The organism is Pleomorphomonas carboxyditropha, assembly GCF_002770725.1.
Lineage (GTDB): Bacteria > Pseudomonadota > Alphaproteobacteria > Rhizobiales > Pleomorphomonadaceae > Pleomorphomonas > Pleomorphomonas carboxyditropha.
Map to the genome: position 1 here is coordinate 80,990 of NZ_NQVN01000017.1, position 17,959 is coordinate 98,948.

The 17,959-nt window shown below is 63.9% G+C and carries 18 protein-coding genes, 1 tRNA gene, 1 pseudogene and 1 riboswitch; of the genes and pseudogenes, 13 read left to right on the forward strand and 7 right to left on the reverse strand.

The genetic code is table 11. The features are described from left to right. Positions 1-54: 54 nt before the first annotated feature. On the reverse strand, positions 55-987 hold the full coding sequence (locus CJ014_RS20045; protein WP_100082275.1) for a cyclase family protein: 933 nt from the start codon (positions 985-987) through the stop codon (positions 55-57). Between the two features lie 473 nt (positions 988-1,460). On the opposite strand from CJ014_RS20045, the gene CJ014_RS20050 reads away from it, so the two are divergent. The 5 genes and pseudogenes from CJ014_RS20050 to CJ014_RS20075 form a co-directional block, all read left to right on the forward strand. Continuing rightward, a complete protein-coding gene (locus CJ014_RS20050; protein ID WP_100082276.1) occupies positions 1,461-2,123 on the forward strand; it encodes a CoA transferase subunit A in 663 nt (220 codons plus the stop codon). Continuing rightward, positions 2,116-2,766 (forward strand): 3-oxoacid CoA-transferase subunit B, encoded by a 651-nt coding sequence (locus CJ014_RS20055; RefSeq protein WP_100082277.1) that lies wholly within the window; start codon positions 2,116-2,118, stop codon positions 2,764-2,766. Before CJ014_RS20050 ends, CJ014_RS20055 begins: the two co-directional genes overlap by 8 nt. A 148-nt stretch (positions 2,767-2,914) precedes the next feature. Beyond that, positions 2,915-4,090: an acetyl-CoA C-acetyltransferase gene (locus tag CJ014_RS20060; RefSeq protein WP_100082278.1), complete on the forward strand. Its 1,176-nt coding sequence runs from the start codon at positions 2,915-2,917 to the stop codon at positions 4,088-4,090. Positions 4,091-4,231: 141 nt separating this feature from the next. Beyond that, positions 4,232-4,897, forward strand: a complete 666-nt coding sequence (locus tag CJ014_RS27580) for a DAPG hydrolase family protein (protein ID WP_133121889.1) — start codon at positions 4,232-4,234, stop codon at positions 4,895-4,897. A 348-nt stretch (positions 4,898-5,245) separates the two neighbouring features. Beyond that, positions 5,246-5,482, forward strand: a pseudogene (locus tag CJ014_RS20075) (acetyl-CoA C-acetyltransferase); the annotation flags it as partial. 118 nt (positions 5,483-5,600) lie between these two features. Here CJ014_RS20075 and CJ014_RS20080 read toward each other — a convergent pair. Both CJ014_RS20080 and mntR read right to left on the reverse strand, forming a co-directional pair. Continuing rightward, positions 5,601-6,989: an MATE family efflux transporter gene (locus CJ014_RS20080; RefSeq protein WP_100082281.1), complete on the reverse strand. Its 1,389-nt coding sequence runs from the start codon at positions 6,987-6,989 to the stop codon at positions 5,601-5,603. 52 nt (positions 6,990-7,041) lie between these two features. Beyond that, positions 7,042-7,497 carry a manganese-binding transcriptional regulator MntR gene (gene mntR, locus CJ014_RS20085; protein ID WP_100082282.1) on the reverse strand — a complete coding sequence of 152 codons (456 nt, stop codon included), beginning with the start codon at positions 7,495-7,497 and terminating at the stop codon, positions 7,042-7,044. Positions 7,498-7,786: 289 nt separating this feature from the next. On the opposite strand from mntR, the gene CJ014_RS20090 reads away from it, so the two are divergent. Both CJ014_RS20090 and CJ014_RS20095 read left to right on the forward strand, forming a co-directional pair. Beyond that, the gene (locus CJ014_RS20090) at positions 7,787-9,112 is read left to right on the forward strand and encodes an Nramp family divalent metal transporter (protein ID WP_100082283.1); all 1,326 of its coding nucleotides are present in this window, start codon (positions 7,787-7,789) and stop codon (positions 9,110-9,112) included. Positions 9,113-9,453: 341 nt separating this feature from the next. Beyond that, on the forward strand, positions 9,454-10,065 hold the full coding sequence (locus tag CJ014_RS20095; RefSeq protein WP_100082284.1) for a peroxiredoxin-like family protein: 612 nt from the start codon (positions 9,454-9,456) through the stop codon (positions 10,063-10,065). A 79-nt stretch (positions 10,066-10,144) separates the two neighbouring features. Here CJ014_RS20095 and CJ014_RS20100 read toward each other — a convergent pair whose 3' ends face one another. Then, positions 10,145-11,080 carry an ABC transporter substrate-binding protein gene (locus CJ014_RS20100; protein ID WP_100082285.1) on the reverse strand — a complete coding sequence of 312 codons (936 nt, stop codon included), beginning with the start codon at positions 11,078-11,080 and terminating at the stop codon, positions 10,145-10,147. Between the two features lie 19 nt (positions 11,081-11,099). Further along, positions 11,100-11,873, reverse strand: a complete 774-nt coding sequence (locus CJ014_RS20105) for an ABC transporter permease (protein WP_245427482.1) — start codon at positions 11,871-11,873, stop codon at positions 11,100-11,102. A 93-nt stretch (positions 11,874-11,966) separates the two neighbouring features. Beyond that, positions 11,967-12,081: riboswitch (TPP riboswitch) on the reverse strand. Between the two features lie 295 nt (positions 12,082-12,376). Between CJ014_RS20105 and CJ014_RS20110 the strand changes: the two genes are divergently transcribed. The 4 genes from CJ014_RS20110 to CJ014_RS27590 all read left to right on the forward strand — a co-directional run bounded on the left by CJ014_RS20110 (position 12,377) and on the right by CJ014_RS27590 (position 14,781). Further along, positions 12,377-12,452 (forward strand) — tRNA-Glu (locus CJ014_RS20110). A gap of 333 nt (positions 12,453-12,785) precedes the next feature. After that, on the forward strand, positions 12,786-13,616 hold the full coding sequence (locus CJ014_RS20115; RefSeq protein ID WP_165790921.1) for a TIGR04255 family protein: 831 nt from the start codon (positions 12,786-12,788) through the stop codon (positions 13,614-13,616). Position 13,617: 1 nt separating this feature from the next. Continuing rightward, the gene (locus tag CJ014_RS20120; RefSeq protein WP_100082287.1) at positions 13,618-14,145 is read left to right on the forward strand and encodes a hypothetical protein; all 528 of its coding nucleotides are present in this window, start codon (positions 13,618-13,620) and stop codon (positions 14,143-14,145) included. A 15-nt stretch (positions 14,146-14,160) separates the two neighbouring features. Further along, positions 14,161-14,781 carry a hypothetical protein gene (locus tag CJ014_RS27590; protein ID WP_133121891.1) on the forward strand — a complete coding sequence of 207 codons (621 nt, stop codon included), beginning with the start codon at positions 14,161-14,163 and terminating at the stop codon, positions 14,779-14,781. Here the strand turns inward: CJ014_RS27590 and CJ014_RS20125 are convergent. Further along, a complete protein-coding gene (locus CJ014_RS20125) occupies positions 14,775-15,053 on the reverse strand; it encodes a hypothetical protein (protein ID WP_133121892.1) in 279 nt (92 codons plus the stop codon). The genes CJ014_RS27590 and CJ014_RS20125 overlap by 7 nt on opposite strands. 483 nt (positions 15,054-15,536) lie before the next feature. On the opposite strand from CJ014_RS20125, the gene CJ014_RS20130 reads away from it, so the two are divergent. Together CJ014_RS20130 and CJ014_RS20135 are read left to right on the forward strand one after the other, a co-directional pair. Further along, complete coding sequence (locus CJ014_RS20130) at positions 15,537-15,791, forward strand: type II toxin-antitoxin system RelE family toxin (protein WP_100082289.1); 255 nt, start codon at positions 15,537-15,539, stop codon at positions 15,789-15,791. Between the two features lie 8 nt (positions 15,792-15,799). Next, positions 15,800-16,171, forward strand: coding sequence for a helix-turn-helix domain-containing protein (locus CJ014_RS20135; RefSeq protein WP_100082307.1), 372 nt, complete (start codon positions 15,800-15,802; stop codon positions 16,169-16,171). 188 nt (positions 16,172-16,359) lie between these two features. On the opposite strand, the gene arfA is transcribed toward CJ014_RS20135, so the two are convergent. Further along, a complete protein-coding gene (arfA, locus tag CJ014_RS20140; protein ID WP_100082290.1) occupies positions 16,360-17,874 on the reverse strand; it encodes an arabinosylfuranosidase ArfA in 1,515 nt (504 codons plus the stop codon). Positions 17,875-17,959 lie beyond the last annotated feature (85 nt).

Here is a 17,959-nt window from a genome sequence, read left to right on the forward strand (position 1 = left end):
CGCGGCGGCCGGCGCCGGCGCGTCCGCGCAGGCAGACACGCCGGGCCGGGGCGTTCACATGGCGCCGTACTTGTAGAGACGCGGCTCGGCGGGAACCAATTCGTCCTCGTCGATCTCGGCGACGCAGCGCACCATGGAGCCGTCGCCCATGTGCCAGCGAATGGGCAGGGCGAAGAAACGGAAGCGCTTGTTCTTCACCTTGTCGAGGTCGCCGCCGAGGTTCTCGACGCCGACGATGCCGTTGCCCAGAAGGTACTTGTGGCAGGGCTCCCACGTGCCGGGATTGCCCGTCGCCTCGAGCTCGCCGAACTTCTCCTGGTACCTCTCCCGGCCGTGGACCTTGATGTAGACCTCGCGGTCGAACTCGGCGTAAGCCTCCTCGCCGAACTGCTCGATATATTCCTCGCAGATCGTCCTGCCGGTGTAGCCGGGCAGCTTCATGCACGTTCCATTGTTGCCCATGGAGGTGTGCAGCGGGTGGTCGAGGGCCTGCTGGTCGAGGGCCACGACCTTGACCTGGTGCTTGACGAACCATTTGCCGGCGTCGATGCCGGTGCCGAGCGAATAGTGGTAGTATTCCTTGCTGTCGTCGAACTGTCGGTGCATGCCGGTGTTGAGGCAGACAACCATGCCCTTGAGGTCAGCCGGCTTCATGCCCGCGCGCTCGACGGCGGCCTCCAGGTCGGCCGGCATGATCAGCTTCCAGCGGTCGACGCGCACGTCGAGACAGACGGCGTCGCCGCAATAGGCGTCGACCGGCAGTTCGTGCGTATAGAGCGCGCGGCTGCCGTCGAACATCTTCTCCATGACATGGCGCGGCGCGTCGCAGTGGGTGCCGGTGTGCATCGTGCATTTGATCGACTGGGTGAGCACGCCGGCCTTGGCCATGCTGTGCATCGGGGCAATCTCCGGCTTGGAGAAATATGGCCACAGCGGCATGTCTCCGAAGAACGGATGGCTCAGGTCCACAAAGACTTTCTTCCCCATTTCAAACTCCATCATTGGCGCGCTCGCGGGCGAACGCTGAGGAAAGGATGCGCCTCCCGCCGACCCGTGGCGGGCCCGGCGCAGGGTGAACGGCCGGCCGGCGAGGACGCGTAACTCGGTGAGGCGGGCGAGGCCCGTCCGCGGCGGGCGGCGAATCGCTCGCGCTCGTCCGCCGGCAGATGCGGGCCTGGTCACCTCGGCCGTCGAATGACCGAATTCTTCAGATTTCAGCGAGCTTCTTCACGCCGCTCATGGTTGGGCCTCCCTTTGCCGTTTCTGTGTTTATGATCGCATTACGGAATCTATGTACCACGATACGGTTATTCGCGACAATGCGTGATCGACCGTATCATGAGATACTTGTTTCGCGATGCGGTCATGATACGATTGAAGGCAGACTTGGGCAAAACGGCCCGGGCGGCTGTCGTCGCGACAGCCGACGGATCAACCGGCCGGGAAACCGGGAGGAATACATGTGCAAACTCACACGGCTCGCGGAGGCGATCGCGGGCATTCCCATCGGCGCGACGCTGATGATCGGCGGCTTCATGGGCGTCGGTACGCCCGAGCGGATGATCGACGAGATCGTCCGTCAGGGGACCGGCGAGCTGATCGTCATCGCCAACGACACGGCGCGGCCAGGCGTCGGCATCGGCAAGCTGATCGACGCGCGTCTGGTGAAGCGGGTCGTCGCCAGCCACATCGGCACCAATGCCGAGACGCAGCGCCAGATGATCGCCGGCGATATTGAGGTCGAGCTGATCCCGCAGGGTACGCTGGCCGAGCGCATCCGTTCCGGCGGTCACGGGCTCGGCGGCGTGCTGACAGCCACCGGCGTCGGCACCGTCGCCGCGGCAGGCAAGCCGACACTGGAAATCGACGGCCGCATCTTCCTGGTCGAGCGGCCGCTCCGGGCCGATTTCGCGCTGGTGGCGGCGCGGCAGGCCGACCACCTCGGCAATCTCGGCTACGCGCTGACCGCCCGCAACTTCAACCCGCTGATGGCCATGGCCGCCGACCGCGTGCTGGCCGAGGCGCGCTCCATCGTGCCGACCGGGGTACTGCCCCCCGACGCGGTTGGCACGCCGTGCGTCGTCGTGGACATGCTGATCGCCGTGGAGGCCCGCCGTGGATGACAAGAATCTGATCGCCAAGCGCGTGGCATGCGAACTCTCCGACGGCATGCTGGTCAATCTCGGCATCGGCCTGCCGACGCTGGTCGCCCGGCACGTGCCGGCCGACATCCGGGTGCATTTCCAGTCGGAGAACGGCATCGTCGGCATGGACAGCCTCAACGAGCACGGGCTGGCCGAGGACGATCTTTCCGACGCCGGCGGCAACCCGATCTCGGCCGTGCCTGGCGCGGCGGCGTTCGACAGCGCCTTCTCCTTCGGCCTGATCCGCGGCGGCCATCTCGACGTCACCGTGCTCGGCGGCCTGGAGGTCGACGAAGCCGGGCTGCTCGCCAACTGGATGGTGCCGGGCAAGATGGTGCCGGGCATGGGCGGGGCGATGGATCTGGTGACCGGCGCCAAGAAGGTGATCGTCGCCATGATGCATACCGCCAAGGGCGCGGCGAAGATCGTGCCGGCCTGCACGCTGCCGCTGACCTCGGCGCGGCGCGTCGACCTCATCGTCACCGAGCTGGCGGTAATCGAGCCGACCGACGCCGGGCTGGTGCTGCGCGAGGTGGCGCCGGGCGTCACCCCCGCCGACGTCGTCGCTGCCACCACGGCGCGGCTCATCGTACCGGACAACATAGCGACGATGGCGGTCTGACGGCTGGAATTCGTCGGCAAAATTAAGGTGGCGGCGCCGACAGCTGCTTGGAACAGCGGTGGTTCGACCGCTGGGCGCTGCCTTTTGTCCAGTGAGATAGCCGCCCTTCCAGCTCAACGAAAATTGCGAAAACTGAAAGGCTTGATCCATGACTGAGGTCGTTATCGTATCGGCGGTTCGGACCGCCATCGGCTCGTTCAACGGTTCGCTGGCACCGTTGCCCGCTCATGAACTTGGAGCGGCGGTTATCCGCGCGGCTCTCGAAAGGGCGTCGGTCCCCCCGCAAGACGTCGATGATGTGGTGTTCGGCCAGGTGCTGGTTGCCGGTCATGGCCAGAACCCGGTACGCCGCGCCGCGCTCGCTGCCGGTCTGCCGGTCTCGTCGACCGCCTTCGGCCTCAGCCAGGTGTGCGGTTCTGGATTGCGGGCCGTTCTCCTTGCCGCTCAGATGATCCGCGCCGGCGACGCGCGCATCGTTATCGCTGGTGGACAGGAAAGCATGAGCCAGGCCCGCCACGTCATTCACATGCGCGGTGGCGTCAAGATGGGGACCGCGCAATTGACCGATTCGATGATCGTCGATGGTCTCTGGGATGCCTTCGGCGACTACCACATGGGGCAGACAGCGGAGAACGTTGCGGAACGGTGGAATCTGACCCGTGCCGAACTTGATGCCTTCGCCGCAACGTCGCAGCAGCGCGCCGCCGCCGCCCGGGCCGCCGGGCGTTTTACCGACGAGATCGTTCCAGTGACGGTGCCGGGGCGGAAGGGCGACGTGATTTTCGCCGAGGACGAATTCATCCGGCCGGACACCACCGCCGAGGGGCTTAGCAAGCTGAAGCCCGCCTTCGCTAAGGACGGCAAGGTGACGGCCGGCAACGCCTCCGGCCTCAACGACGGTGCGGCCGCACTAGTGCTGATGACAGCAGAGCTCGCCAACGATTGTGGTCTTGCGCCGCTCGCCCGAGTTGTGGCAGGGGCCACGGCGGGCGTTGATCCGGCGATCATGGGTATCGGCCCGGTGCCGGCCTCACGCAAGGCGCTCGGCAAGGCCGGCTGGCAGGTCGGCGATCTCGACCTTATCGAAGCCAATGAGGCCTTTGCCGCCCAGGCGCTCGCTGTGCGCCGCGACCTCGACCTTGATCCGGAAAAGGTGAACGTCAACGGCGGCGCCATCGCCCTCGGGCATCCGATCGGCGCCTCCGGCGCCCGGATCCTCGTCACACTCCTCCACGAATTGCGTCGTCGCGATACTCGTAGAGGTCTCGCCACCCTCTGCGTCGGTGGCGGCATGGGCGTCTCACTCTGCGTGGAGCGTGTCTGACTTTCGGCGTGTTGCGCCTCACCATACGCCGACTATTCGATGCATCCGATGCCTACCAGATTCTAACGCTACACGACCCGTAGCCGGGAGTACCGAAAGGCTTCCGACCTCAAGAATCAACCCATCAAGGAGGGCACTTCCATGAAGTTCAGCGAAGCCAATGATCTCCTAAAGCCGGGCTATCTTTCTTTCGAAACAGGTGTAGCAAGCTACCCCGACGGCTGCAAAACAGTCGCCGCGCTAACGCGTATGCCGCATTGTCGCGCCAAGATGGTGCATTGGTGGTTTGGTTGGCTTGGTGGCGACGACCAGTATAAGCTCTGGCATCCGCGCGACCACGTCGCCAGCGCTTGGAAAAATCGGGTGAATGGTAACTATATCGGTGCAGTTCATCTTGTGGAGGAGTATCTCGGCCGCGATGTGGATCCGGTGGTCCATAGCCTGCAGGTGAATTTCGACGATCCGCATGAATTCTTTGATCCTGTTGGCTACGATGCCTTCGATGGCGTCGCGATTTGCGGCCGGCCAGGTGCCAAGGGTGTGCCATTCACGATCGGTCACATGTGCCACTTCGTGCGCAACACCGATTACGGTTGCGAAATGCGGACCCGATTCTGGCTAGGCGACATCAAGGATGCAGCGACAAAGGAACTTGTGCCGGACACGGTGGCCGCAGAAGTGCGCGCGGTGGCCGTCAACGATGCGTTCTGCGCCCACCTTCTCCAGCACAGCATTGAGGAAATGGGCTATCTCGCCGATCTCCTGCCGGTACTTTACCGCCAGGTCACGGAAGACAGCAGTTTTTGAACCTTTCGGCGATGACAGCCCGGAGCATCGTCTCGGTAGACTTCAATAGAGCATCGAACGAGCGATCGGACGTTTCGCTCTGCGTGGAACGTTACTGATCCGCTGCGTTTGGTCACGTTTGAGCTTTTCGATTGACAGTGGCGCGAACCAATGCGGAGCAGATGCAGTGGGGCGTGTAGGCGTTTCCCCATCGGTCGCTTTAGCCGCAAACCAGTCCGGTCGCGCCTCGAAGATATGGCCGATCATGCCGTTCTTGACGCCAAGCGCGCGCTCGTTTCGCAGGAACACGATTTGGTCGCCGACGGCGAAGTTTCGGACACCATCCTCGGTGCGGAAGGCGTCGCCTTCGCCAACGAAGCCTTTGCCGCTCAGGCGCTGGCGGTCAGCCGCGAGTTGGAGTTCGACACTGATAAGCTGAACGTCAATGGTGGCGCCATTGCGCTCGGCCACCCGATCGGTGCCTCGGGAGCCCGCATCCTGGTGACGCTCCTCTCCGAAATGGTACGGCGCGACGCGAAGAAGGGCCTTGCCACCTTGTGCATCGGCGGCGGCATGGGCGTCGCCGTCTGTGTGGCCCGCGACTGACCGCGTTCCTCCTGCCGGCCGCGGTCTGATCCCGCGGCCGGCGTATCCTCATCCGATCGGCCGTGCCGACATGCCGATGGTCGTCTTCGCCACTCGGGCTAGGCGGCGGCGCTGTGCGTCAGGCCGCATGACCGTGGAACAGACCCCAGGCGAGACGGCGGCGGCGGGCGTTCCAGGCGAGCAGGCCGGCGACGACGCCGAGCATCGCCACGTCGCCGACCGGATAGGCGATCCAGATGCCGATCTCGCCGGCCGCCAGCGGCAGGAGGGCGAACAGCGGCAGGCCGATGACATAGGTGCGGACGAGGTTGAGGACGGCCGCGCTGCCGGCCATGCCGAGCGCCTGATAATAGCCGGCAAGGATCATCAGCGGCGCCGACAGCACGTAGGTGATGGATATCAGCGGCATGACGCGCGCCACCTCGGCGATCACCAGGGGGGCGTCGACGAACAGGGCGCCGAGCGGCCGGGCCAGGAAGACGAAGGCGCCCTCGAAGATCGCCGCGTAGACGACGGCGACGATGAAGGCGATCTTCAGCGTCGTGCGCACCCGCTCGCCGAGGCCGGCGCCGAAGTTGTTGCCGACGATCGACTGGCAGGCCATGGACATGCCGAGCAGCGGCAGGAAGGCGAAGGTCAGGATGCGGGTGACGACGCCATAGGCGGCGACGGTGGCGGCCGGGTCGGCGGTCGACCAGAGCTGGATGTCGGCGATGATCAGGCCGCTCGACAGGCTGAAGCCGAGCAGGCCGAGCGACGCCGGCGCGCCGAGAACGACGATCTCCTTCCAGTTTGCGAGGATCGAACCGGTGCCGCGGGCATAAAGCGGCAGCGGCGTGCGGCCGGCGAGGCGGTAGACGGCGACGGCGGCGAGCGCCGCCGCTTGGGCCAGCAGGGTGCCGGCCGCCGAGCCGGCGACGCCGAGGCCGAACCATCCGATCAGCAGGGAGCTCAGGGCGATGTTGAGAAACGTCATCGCCACGGAGATCGTCGCCGTGGCGCCGACCCTGCCTTCCGACCGCAATGCGTTGCCCTGGATCGACAGCAGGAAGCTCAGCGGTGTGCCCGTCACCATGATGGAAACGAACAGAAGCCCCATGCGGGCAAGCTCGGGGTCGCCGTTCGACAGCGCCCGGGCCAGCGGTCCGCCGCCGACGGCGAGGGTGGCGATCAGCAGGCCGGCGACCGAGAGGGCCAGAAGGTTGGCGGCGGTGACGGTGCCCTCGGCGGCGCGGATGTCGCCGGCGCCGATCCGGCGGGCGATCAGCGACGCCATGCCCGAGGACACCATGGTCTGCAAGGCGATGATCAGCAGCGACACCGGGAACATCAGCGTCACGGCGGTCAGCGCCTTCGGCCCGGCGAGGCGGCCGAGCAGCAGGGCGTCGACGACGGCGTAAAGGCCGTTCACCGTCATGAACAGCACGATCGGCGCGGCGGTGCGCGCGAACACCCGTGCCAGCGAGCCGTGAAGATAGGGATTGGGCGCCTGGTCCCGCCCGGTCATGAACGCGCGCCCCGGCGATGATCCAGCGGCAGCCGATGCCGGAACGGGCGGCTCATTGCCGGCCGTCGAGATAGGTCTCGAAGGCCTTGAGCGTCGTCTCGGAGACGTAGTGCTCGATGCCCTCGGCGTCCATTTCGGCGGCCTCCGGCGGCACGCCGACGGCGATCAGCAGGCGCACCACCAGGCGATGGCGGGCCTTCACCTGACGCGCCATGGCGGCGCCGGCCTCGGTGAGGAACACGCCGCGGTAGGGCCTGGATATGACGAGGCCCTCGCGCTTCAGCCGCAGCACCGCCTTGTTGGCGGTCGGGTGGGTGACGCCGAGGCGGCGGGCGATGTCGGTGATGCGCGCCTCGCCGAACTCCTCGGTGAGGTCGGCGATCAGCTCGGTGTAGTCCTCGAAGAGAGCCGTCGAGCGGATGGCGCGGGCATTGGTGAAGCGGTCGGCGTCGGTCGCCTCCGGCAGGGTGCCGTCCCCGGCCTCGGGCGGCAGGTCGTCCCTCGACATGGATCCCGTCCTTTGCGGCCTTGCGCGGCAACGGATCGATCCGCCGCACCTCCGTGTTGGTGAGACGGAACATTATGCAGCTCCGGCTAAGATTTGCAACCGCCGCACAAGTCTCATCCCTGTGGAACCGATCGGGGGGCTGCGGACTTTAATCGGGGACCCCAGGCCTCGTCCCGGGCCGAAACTCATTACGGTTGCGCAGATTTTATTGCAAGTTAATCGCAACTGGCTTGACGGAAATGTAGCCCGTGCTATATTTCCAAGCATAGGAAACCTCCTGGTGATCCGAATGTCCGCAGTCTCCCAGTCCATTCTCAGCGCAACCCCCTCCGGAATGACCAGCCGCACGTCGGTCGCCATCTCCGAAGCGCTGGCCGGGCGGCTCAAGGGACCCAGGGCCATGCTGGCCTTCGTCGGCCCGGCGGTGATCGCCTCAATCGCCTACATGGACCCCGGCAACTACGCCACCAACATCGGGGCGGGCGCCGGCTATGGCTACGCGCTGATCTGGGTGGTGGTGGTGGCCAACCTCGTCGCCATGCTGTTCCAGGCGCTGTCGGCCAAGCTCGGCATCGTCACCGGCCGCAACCTCGCCGAAATGAGCCGCGATCACTTCCCCTTCCCGGTGGTGATCGGCATGTGGATCGTCTCCGAGATCGCCGCCATGGCCACCGATCTCGCCGAGTTCCTGGGCGGGGCGATCGGCCTGTCGCTGTTGTTCGGCACCTCGCTGATCACCGGCATGGTCATCACCGCTCTCGTCACCTACGCGCTCCTGATGTTCGATCGCGGCGGCTACCGGCCGATGGAGCTGATCATCGGCGGCCTGGTCGGCGTCATCGGCGTCAGCTACCTGATCGAGATGCTGATCGCCCCGATCGACTGGGCGGCCGCCGCCAGCGGTGCCGTTACCCCGGTCCTGCCGGACGCCGGCGCGCTGACCCTGGCCGTCGGCATCATCGGCGCCACCGTCATGCCGCATGCCGTCTATCTCCACTCCGGCCTCACCCAGCACCGGGCGCCGGTACGCAACGAGGGCGAGCGCCGCAAGGTGCTGAAGTTCTCCAACATCGAAGTGGTGGCGGCGCTGGCCGTCGCCGGCCTCGTCAACATCGCCATGGTGATGATGGCCGCCTCGGCCTTCCACGCCGGCCACAGCGACGTCGCCGAGATCGAGACCGCCTACCACACCCTGACCCCGCTGCTCGGCGCCGCCGCCGCCGGCGTGTTCCTGGTGTCGCTGATCGCCTCCGGCATCTCCTCGTCGGTGGTCGGCACCATGGCCGGCCAGATGATCATGCAGGGCTTCGTCCGCATGGAGATCCCGGTGTTCGTGCGCCGCCTCGTCACCATGGTGCCGGCCTTCGCGGTGGTCGCCGCCGGCGTCAACGCCACCGACGCGCTGGTCATCAGCCAGGTGGTGCTGTCGCTGTCGCTGCCGGTGCCGATGATCGCCCTGGTGCTTCTGACCCGCCGGGCCGACATCATGGGCGCCTATGCCAACGGCCGGCTGACCGACGGCCTGGCGATCGCCGCCACCGTCGCGGTGCTGTCGCTCAACGCCATCCTGGTGGCCGGCGTCCTTGGGATGGAAATCCCGGGCGTCGCCGGTTGATATCGTTATAAATTCCGCCCGGTGCGCACGGATCCCTCTTTCCGGACCGCACCTCCGGGCGCAGCGCCGCGAGGCACTTTTGCCGGCGTTGCCCGTGCCCGTTGCGCTCTGCTTCCCGAGTGGCGTGCCGGCCGATTCCGCGCGGCGCATTTCCAAACGATCTCGGAAAACGATTCAAAAACACCTATTCCCGACTCTTTGGGCTACCTCCGCGAATCGTGATGGGGGACTTCTTAACCTGTGAACGCACAATAAGCAGATTAGGATCGTTCAGAAGAGTGGCGATACCCGCCATTCCTGTCGTATAGTCTAGCGACGAGCCCTGCGAGTTCCGCGTTCCGATGACCATGTCCACCCGCCTCATACCGAACCAGCCGGTTCCCCCGCTCAGGGTGAAGACCGTCGGTGGTCCGTGCTGGCGGCTGTGCGACCAGAAGCCCAAGCACTTCACGCTGGTGCTGTTCTATCGCGGCCTGCATTGCGGCTTCTGCAAGGCGCAGCTCCAGGCCTACGAGGCGCGCTACGAGGAATTCCGCAAGCTCGGCGTCCGGGTGCTCGCCGTTTCCGCCGACGACCGCGAGCGGGCCGAGCGGACGGTGCGCGACTGGCATCTCGACGAGCTGACGGTGTGCTGGGGCCTGACGATCGATCAGGCGCGCGATTGGGGCCTCTATCTCAGCGAGGGCCGCGGCAAGGCGATCGACGGCGTCGAGGAGCCGAGCTGGTTCGTCGAGCCGGGCATGTTCTTCATCAAGCCCGATGGCCGCCTCTATGCCGGCTTCGTCCAGACGGTGCCGGTGGCCCAGCCCCGCATCGACGACGTCATCGCCGGCATCCGCTTCGCCATCGAGACGGCGGCCGAACCGCCGGGCGGCGCCGACGAGGAAGCCTGCCGGGGCGACGACTGCGGCTGTGCCGAGCCGGTCAAGCTGCACGCCGTCGGCAAGTGTTGAGCGGCCGAGCCGGCCTCTTCCTATCCGACGATCTGTATCCGGCGGGAAAGCGCAGGCTTCCCCGCCGAAATTATACCTGTCAGCGCAGCTCCACCGCGTAGTCCTCGACCGGCTTCACCGTCTTGATGAGGCCGGCGTCCTTCATGAACTGAGAGAAGCGCTGGTAGCGGCCGGCGTCGAGCGCCGCCGGGCGCTTGGCGAAGCGCGGCAGCGTGTCGGCCCAGGCGCGGCGGTTCAGCTCGTCGTCGAGGTCGGGATAGGCCTTGACGAACAGCGCCCAGGCGTCGTCCGGGTGGTTGGTGAGGTAGATGGTCGCCTCCTCGACGGCGGCGAGGAATTCCGGCAGCCGCTTGTCGGCGACGAGGTCCTTACGCGTCACGTAGATCAGCTCGTCGTAGGCCGGCATGCCGTTCTCTTCCGGATAGAAGGCGACGCCCTCGTGGCCCTCGATCTTCATCTGGTTGAGCTCGAAATTGCGGTAGCCGCCGACCACTGCGTCGACCTGGCCGGCCAAGAGCGACGCCGACAGCGCGAAATTGACGTTGATGAGCTCGACGTCGTCGATGCCGAGGCCGGCGGTCTTCAGGAACTGGCCGAGCATGGCATCCTCGAAGCCGGACACGGAATAGCCGATCTTGCGGCCCTTGAGGTCGGAAAGCGACTTGATGGGGCCGTCCTTCAGGACGATCAGCGTGTTGAGCGGCGTCTCGATCAGCGTGCCGAAGCGGACGAGCGGCAGGCCGGCGTCGACGTCGAGGTCGAGGCTCGGCTGGTAGTGCAGCGCCACGTCGGCCTGGCCGGCGGCGACGAGGCGCGGCGGCGCCGACGGGTCGGCCGGGGCGACGAGGTCGACGTCGAGGCCATGGGCGGCGAACAGGCCCTTTTCCTTGGCGACCACCAGCGGCGCGTGGTCGGGGTTGACGAACCATTCGAGCAGCACGGAGAGCTTGTCGGCGGCGCTGGCCGGGGCAACGGCAAGCATGAAGGCGGCGGCAAGGGCGGGAAGACGGCGCATTGGAGGTCCTTTCGAAGGTTCAGTCTTTTTCGACCCAGGGAATGAGGCGGAGCGTCAGCCGGTCGACGGCGATCTTGAGGAGCAGCGTTGCGGCGGCCAGCACGCCGAGGGCGGCGAACAACAGCGGCGTCTGCATGCGGGCGTTGGCCTGCACCATCAGCAGGCCGAGGCCGCGCGAGGCGCCGACCCATTCGCCGATCACCGCGCCGATCGGCGCGTAGACGGCGGCGACGCGAATGCCGGTGACCAGCGCCGGCAGGGCGGCCGGCACGCGGATCAGCCTGAGCGTGCGGAAGCGGCCGGCGCCGTTGAGGCGGGCGAGGTCGAGAAAATGCGGCGGCGTGCGGCGTAGGCCGTCGGCGAAGGCCGAGGCGACGGGGAAGAAGATCACCAGCGTGGTCATCACCACCTTGGAGGCGAGGCCGAAGCCGAACCACAGCACCAGGAGCGGCGCCAGCGCGAACACCGGCAGCGCCTGGCTGACCACGAGGAGCGGTGACAGCAGCCGGCCGGCGAGCGGCGAGGCGGAAACGGCAAATCCGGCGGCAAGGCCGAAGGCGATGCCGGCGGCAAGGCCGAGCATGGTTTCCAGCAGCGTCACGCCGGCTTCGGCGAGAAGGCGCGGGCCGTAGGCGCCATAGGCGGCGACCACGTCGGCCGGCGACGGCAGCAGGAAGGCGGGCAGCGCAAGGCCGGTCGCCGCCGCCTGCCAGAGGACCAGCACGGCGGCGAAGGAGATGAACGCCTGGATGGCGACGCCTCGGCCGGCGGCAAGCATCGTCTTCGGGCGCATCGCGGGTCCCATCGTTCGCGCAGCCCTCGAAAGGGCGGATGGGCCAAGAGCGTCGGGGGAAAGCATGGCCGGATGGGCCGCAAATCATGCGGCGAGGCCATGAGGTTCCGTCCCTTCGCCGGTATGACCCGGATCAGGTTCGAAGGGTTCGACCCGCCTCGCGGATCATCTCAGCCCTCCCGTATGGAGGACACCCCTCGGAACGAGGATAGTTATGATCGCCCGCGGGACGGATGTCCAGAGCGGCGGCCGATCATGCGGGCATAACCAGAGAGAAAGCGGCTGTCCGGAGGAAGGAAGCCGGCGCTTTCGCCCTCGACCGATGCTCGATCCGGCGGCGGGCGCCCGGGAACAGCGTAGCGACAGAGGCAATCGCCTTGCCTGTCAGGGATTCCTGCGGCTTCTGGCAGCGTCCCTCAAAAGCCGAGCCGGAAAATGAAATACCCCCTTGCGCTCTCAAGGGCCCTTCGCTATATCCGCCCCACGCTTTCCAAAGCGTCCGCGCTCCCATCGTCTAGCGGTCCAGGACGTCGCCCTCTCACGGCGAAAACACCGGTTCGAGTCCGGTTGGGAGTGCCAAACATTCCAAACATCATTGAAATTGTTAGATTATTGGCTCTATATCCCTCATGCCGAACATGGTGAGGGAACTTCGTCATTGTTGAATGCGTTCTGGATCTCCTATGCTTAACGAATGTTGGATGATGGCGCGCACGACTTGATCCTCGAATTGGTCTGAGGCTGGCTCCAGGGAAACCCTGTGCAGCTATGGTTCGTCCTACTGTTTGGGAAATGAGATCACTCACAGGATTCGGCTCTGCCAAAACGCGGTGTGTCTCACTTTCCTAGACCAAGTTAGCTATCGGTTAGGATGACCAATTTATGGTAGTATCATACAAGGGAGATCGGGAAATGAACTGGCGCCCAGCGCATGAAGCCCACGCGATTGAGCGGGCGAATTTCTCGCTGTTTTTTCAGGAAGAGATTCCTGCAAAAGCGCTCAATGGCGCTGTCGATAGTATCACCGAAAAAGTTCTGTCGCTTGGATTCGCCCCAGTTGTACCGCCGCCGCCGAACAATGTTTTTGTGGTGAACATCGGGTCTGCGGTCGTTCAGCCTCAGGTGGAAGGGCGTGGGTTCCAGCTCAATCGCTCCGGCGAGTTAATTGAAGAACTGATTTTTCAAAAAGGCTTTATAGCCTACTCGACGACTCGTTATACGCGGTGGAAGGACGTTATCGGCCGAATTGCTGATCTTATTAGTCCTGTCGCAGAGAAATATATTTCCATTTCAAATGTTATGTCGTTGAAGCTTGAATATTATGATAGATTTGTATTTGAAGGTGAGCCCGGTCTGGCAGATTTTGGTGGGGCTTTGAGTGCTGGCTCGAAGTATTTGCCAGAGTTTTATCGCGACATGAAAGACCTTTGGCATTCTCATGTCGGATATTTTGTTCCTGCTAAGGGAGGCTACAAAAGGCTCATTAACATCAATGTTGATGCCCTTGATGTCGTTCCAAAGGGAGCTGAACCCACGGATCCAAAAAATTCGCGCCGTTCTGTCGGTATCTACACGATGGCCGAAGACCGGTTTTGGTCGGAAATTCCGCCGGTGCAGCCGAGTTCAATGCGTGAGATATTGACTTTTGCTGACGAGATGCATCTCGCCTTGAAACAGACGCTCGCTGAGGTTATTTCTCCACCATTGGTAGATTCGATTTCCTTGAATCCAAAGGAGGGGTGAGATGGACGGCACTGCAGCTGCTACACTCTTCTCCTGGCATCTTCAGGCATCGGAGATCATCGGTGCGACGTCCAGCAACAGTCGTCCTACGATAGTTCGTGAACGTTGCATTGCATCGGCGGACGGTTCGTTCCAGGTCGTTCCCGACTATGTTGTCATTGGGCCTACGACGTCTCGAAAAGAGATTTATACCTTCCCCTCGACGGAGCGGCCTGAGGAAGCTGTCGTTGCGCAAATTCGCGAGTTTCTAGAACTGCAGGAAGGTTGGGACGGAGAGTTCGCTTCGAAGCCTGACGCGGATTCGATTGAGGGTGCATCCAACCTCGTCCGCTTGTTGGGTCGGTCTGCAATGGCACTTGAGCCTACTCTACATGCTGACGGTAGCGTCATTCTCGAAACGGATGACGGCTCGGCGATTCATTTTGTGGGCGCCAGGCACATAAGTGCAATTCTGCCGGGCTTTGCCGGAATGCTCAGTTTTGATGGAATGAGTATTCCGCCGGAAATATCTGAAGCTCTTAGCGCATAAGTAGGTCGTTGCAACATGTCCACGCAGGATTGCAAGGGTGCTTTTGCGGCTGTATTTGCAACGAATAAGGGAAAAGAGTTAGCCTCTGCGATCGATGCTTGCTCGCCCAAATGCGCATGTCAGCATAATACTGTTAGCGAATACTCCATTGGACCCATCGGTGATGATGAGTACTTAATTCGTTTAGTGATTTCTCCCCAACATGTTAGGATTAAAAAAACCGCGACCACGCCTAAGGACGGGGTATTGTCGCAGGCTGAGTCTAGCGGAATGTCTATCTTCCGCGATAGCGCTTCAAATGAAGAGTTAAAAGCCGTAGCGGAAAAACTTGTCAACGGCGCTCGTAGCAATGGGAACGCAAAAGCAGGCTTATTTGGCGTTCTACGCTTTCGGTGTGGCGATGCTCGTGACTACTTCCCCGATGATGAAGAAGATCCAGTTTATTGCATCTATGATACCGCAAAAGCTGATCTGCCATCGCACGGGGACACATTCCAACGTGTGAACGGCTTTGATCAGCCTCGTCGCGACCTTCGACGAAAGGGGCTCTTTTCTGTCCTTGAAAAGACGTTTGTGCCGGTTGACAAGTTCCGTGACGGTCTGCTTGCCTCCTTGGCTCCGCCCTCAGGTCAATAGCTGGGGCTGGAGCGTCTAAGGCCAGTGTAAAGGAACAGATCCATGGCAAGCCGCGCCATGGTGCCAATGGGGTGTCGTGCTTCGAAGGCGGCGACCTCGGCGACGGTCCAGGTGTGGAAGCCCTCCGACTTGGAGCTGATCTTTTTCACATCCCTGACCGGGTTATGATCGATCAGGCCCGCCTCAAGGGCGAACTCCATCAAAACCGACATTGCCTTGAGGAAGTTGTTAGCTGCCGAAGGCGTGGCGGCGCGTCGATCACGGCCGGCCATGAGCATTCGGCGGTCGATTTCTTCGATGCGGAGATTTCCGCCGGTATCGTCGATGCTGGCGAACAGGCGATCTCTGTTTCCCTGGTGGATTGGGCAAGCGGCGCGAAGGTCGCGGACTTCTCGTACTGCTGGATCAGCCAGCGGAGCGTGCCGGCTGATGCTTCAGGCCGCTTGCCCGGCTTGGTGATGCGCTGGCCTGAAGGGCGGCGTTATAGGCTCGCCAGAACTCGTCGGTGCCGTACTCATCGGGAGTGACAAATTATCAATAATCTGAGTTGAGATTGTAATTCGCTGTCCATTGTCTGGACATGGGCGAGCGGAGATTTGCGTCCGTTGGCCGCTGGCATGCGCGAAGACACAAATCCGCATGCCTGAAGCAAGGGCGTCCGAGCGCTGTCGCTGTTGATCCGGTGGAGGCGTTCCCCGCGAGGGGTATCGCTGGCAGAGATTGACAGTTCTATCGCTATAAGAGATATTCTCTCCATGAAGGTGATCGCCTACAGCAAGGATGCGCTGAAAACGTTGCGGCGAATGCCTGCCAACACGGCGTCGACCATCCTCGCCAAGGTCGCCCAATACGCCGCCGACCCGGCCTCTCTTGCCAACAATGTCAAATCGCTGGCCGGTATGCCCAGCATCCTTCGGCTGCGCGTCGGCGACTGGCGCGTGCTGTTTTCCGAGGACGGCGAGGTGATCGCCATCATCAGGATCGCCCCTCGCGGCGGCGTCTACGAATGAGGTTCGATATGAACGCGCAGTATCTGACCACTCCGTCCGGCGAACGTATGGTCGTCATTCCCGAGGCGGAATACGAGCGTCTTGTTGCCACCGCCGAAGACGCGGCGGACCGGGCCGTCGTCGCGGATTTCCGCCGTCGGCTGGCGGTCGGCGAGGAAGAACTCGTGTCCGATGAGATCGTCGGGCGCCTGCTTGCCGGTGACAATCCCGTCCGGGTCTGGCGCGAGCATCGCGGGCTGTCGGTGTCCGCCCTGGCGGCCAAGGCGGGCATCGGCCAGCCCTACCTGTCCGAGATCGAGGCCGGCAAGAAGGAGGGGGGCATCGGTACCATGAAGAAGCTCGCCGCCGCCCTCGGCGTTGCCATCGACGATCTGGTTTGAGGATGTCGGCCCGGTTTTGAGCGAGGCTTTCAATTCCGGGGGCTGTCCCCGGTTCGTGTTCGCACGCCTTTCTCCGACGACGAACGCCGCGACCTGGGGGAGTCGCGGCGTTCATGCGGGCCGGCGGGCGAGCGTGGCCCGGCCGGAAGGGTGCGGCGACCGGGGAAGCGGCCGCCGCACGTCCGTCGTCAGGCCTTCGGCTTGGTGACGATGACGTTCCAACTGCCGGGCATCAGCCTGGCGTTGAGCGCGTCGTTTTCGATGCCGACCGACTTGATCGGCGCCGGCGCCACCGTGTTGGGGGCGTCCTTGGTGTTCACCGCCTTCATGTTGGGGTGAGAAACCTGCAGCGCCTCGGTCACCTCGCGCGTGCCGCCGAAGCCGCGCAGCTCGACCTTGAGGTCCATCGGCTCGGCGAGATTGCGGTTGAGCGCGAAGATCACCACTTCGCCGGTGCTCTCGTCCTCGGTGACGGCCGAGATCAGGTAGGGCATCTCCTCGGCGGTCTTGCCGGCGAAGCTGCCGGAGGTGGCGAGCGTCCTGAGCACGCGGCCGCGGGCGTATTTCGCCGTCAGCGCGAACGGATGGAAGATGGTCTGCCGCCAGGCCGGGCCGCCCGGCTCGGTCATGATCGGGCCGATGATGTTGACGAGCTGGGCGAGGCAGGCGCACTTGACGCGGTCGGCGTTGTTGAGCAGCGTGATCAGCGCGCCGCCGATCAAGAGCGCGTCCTCGGTGTTGTAGACCTCCTCGATCAGCGGCGGATGCTCGGGCCAACCGGGCTTCCTGAGATCGTCGTGGCCCCGCGCCTTGTACCAGACGTTCCACTCGTCGAGCGACAGCATGATGCGCTTCTGCGAGCGGCGGTTGGCCGCCACGGCGTCGGCGATCGCCGCCACTTCCTTGATGAAATAGTCCAGCAGCTCGATGTTGCCGAGGAACTCCTCGGTCGAGTCATGCGGGTTCATGAAATAGGTGTGCAGCGAGATGAAGTCGACGTGGTCGAAGCAGTGGTCGAGCACCTCGTATTCCCAGCGGGCGTAGGTGGCCATGTCGCGGTTCGATGAACCGCAGGCTGACAGCTCGATCGACGGATCGACCCAGCGCATCACCTTGGCCGTCTCGTGGGCGGCGCGGCCGTATTCGACCGCCGTCTTGGCGCCGATCTGCCAGGGGCCGTCCATCTCGTTGCCGAGGCACCAGAACTTGATGTCGTGCGGCTTGTCGTAGCCGTGGCTCTTGCGGAGCTCGCTGAGCTCGGTGCCGCCGGGGTGGTTGCAATATTCGATGAAGCGGCGGGCGTCGTCGATGCCGCGCGTGCCGAGGTTGACGCCGAACATCGGCTCGACGCCGACCTGGCGGCACCAGTCGATGAATTCGTTGGTGCCGAAAGCGTTGGTCTCGGTCGAGAACCAGGCGAGGTCGAGCCGGCGCGGCCGCTGTTCCTTCGGGCCGACGCCGTCCTCCCAATTGTAGCCGGACAGGAAGTTGCCGCCGGGATAGCGGACGATGGTGACGCCGAGTTCCCTGGTGAGCTCGGCGACGTCCTGGCGGAAGCCGTTCTCGTCGGCGGTGGAGTGGCCCGGCTCGAAGATGCCGGTATAGACGCAGCGCCCCATATGCTCGACGAAGGTGCCGAACACGCGGCGGTCGAGATCGGAAATGGCAAAATCGGCGTCGACGATAAGACGAGCGGACGTCATGAGCTTCAGCTTTCGGGTTTGGATGGTCTCGGAAGGGTACAGCGTTCCCCGGCGCGGCGTCCGGCACGGGTCGGAAGGCGCCTGT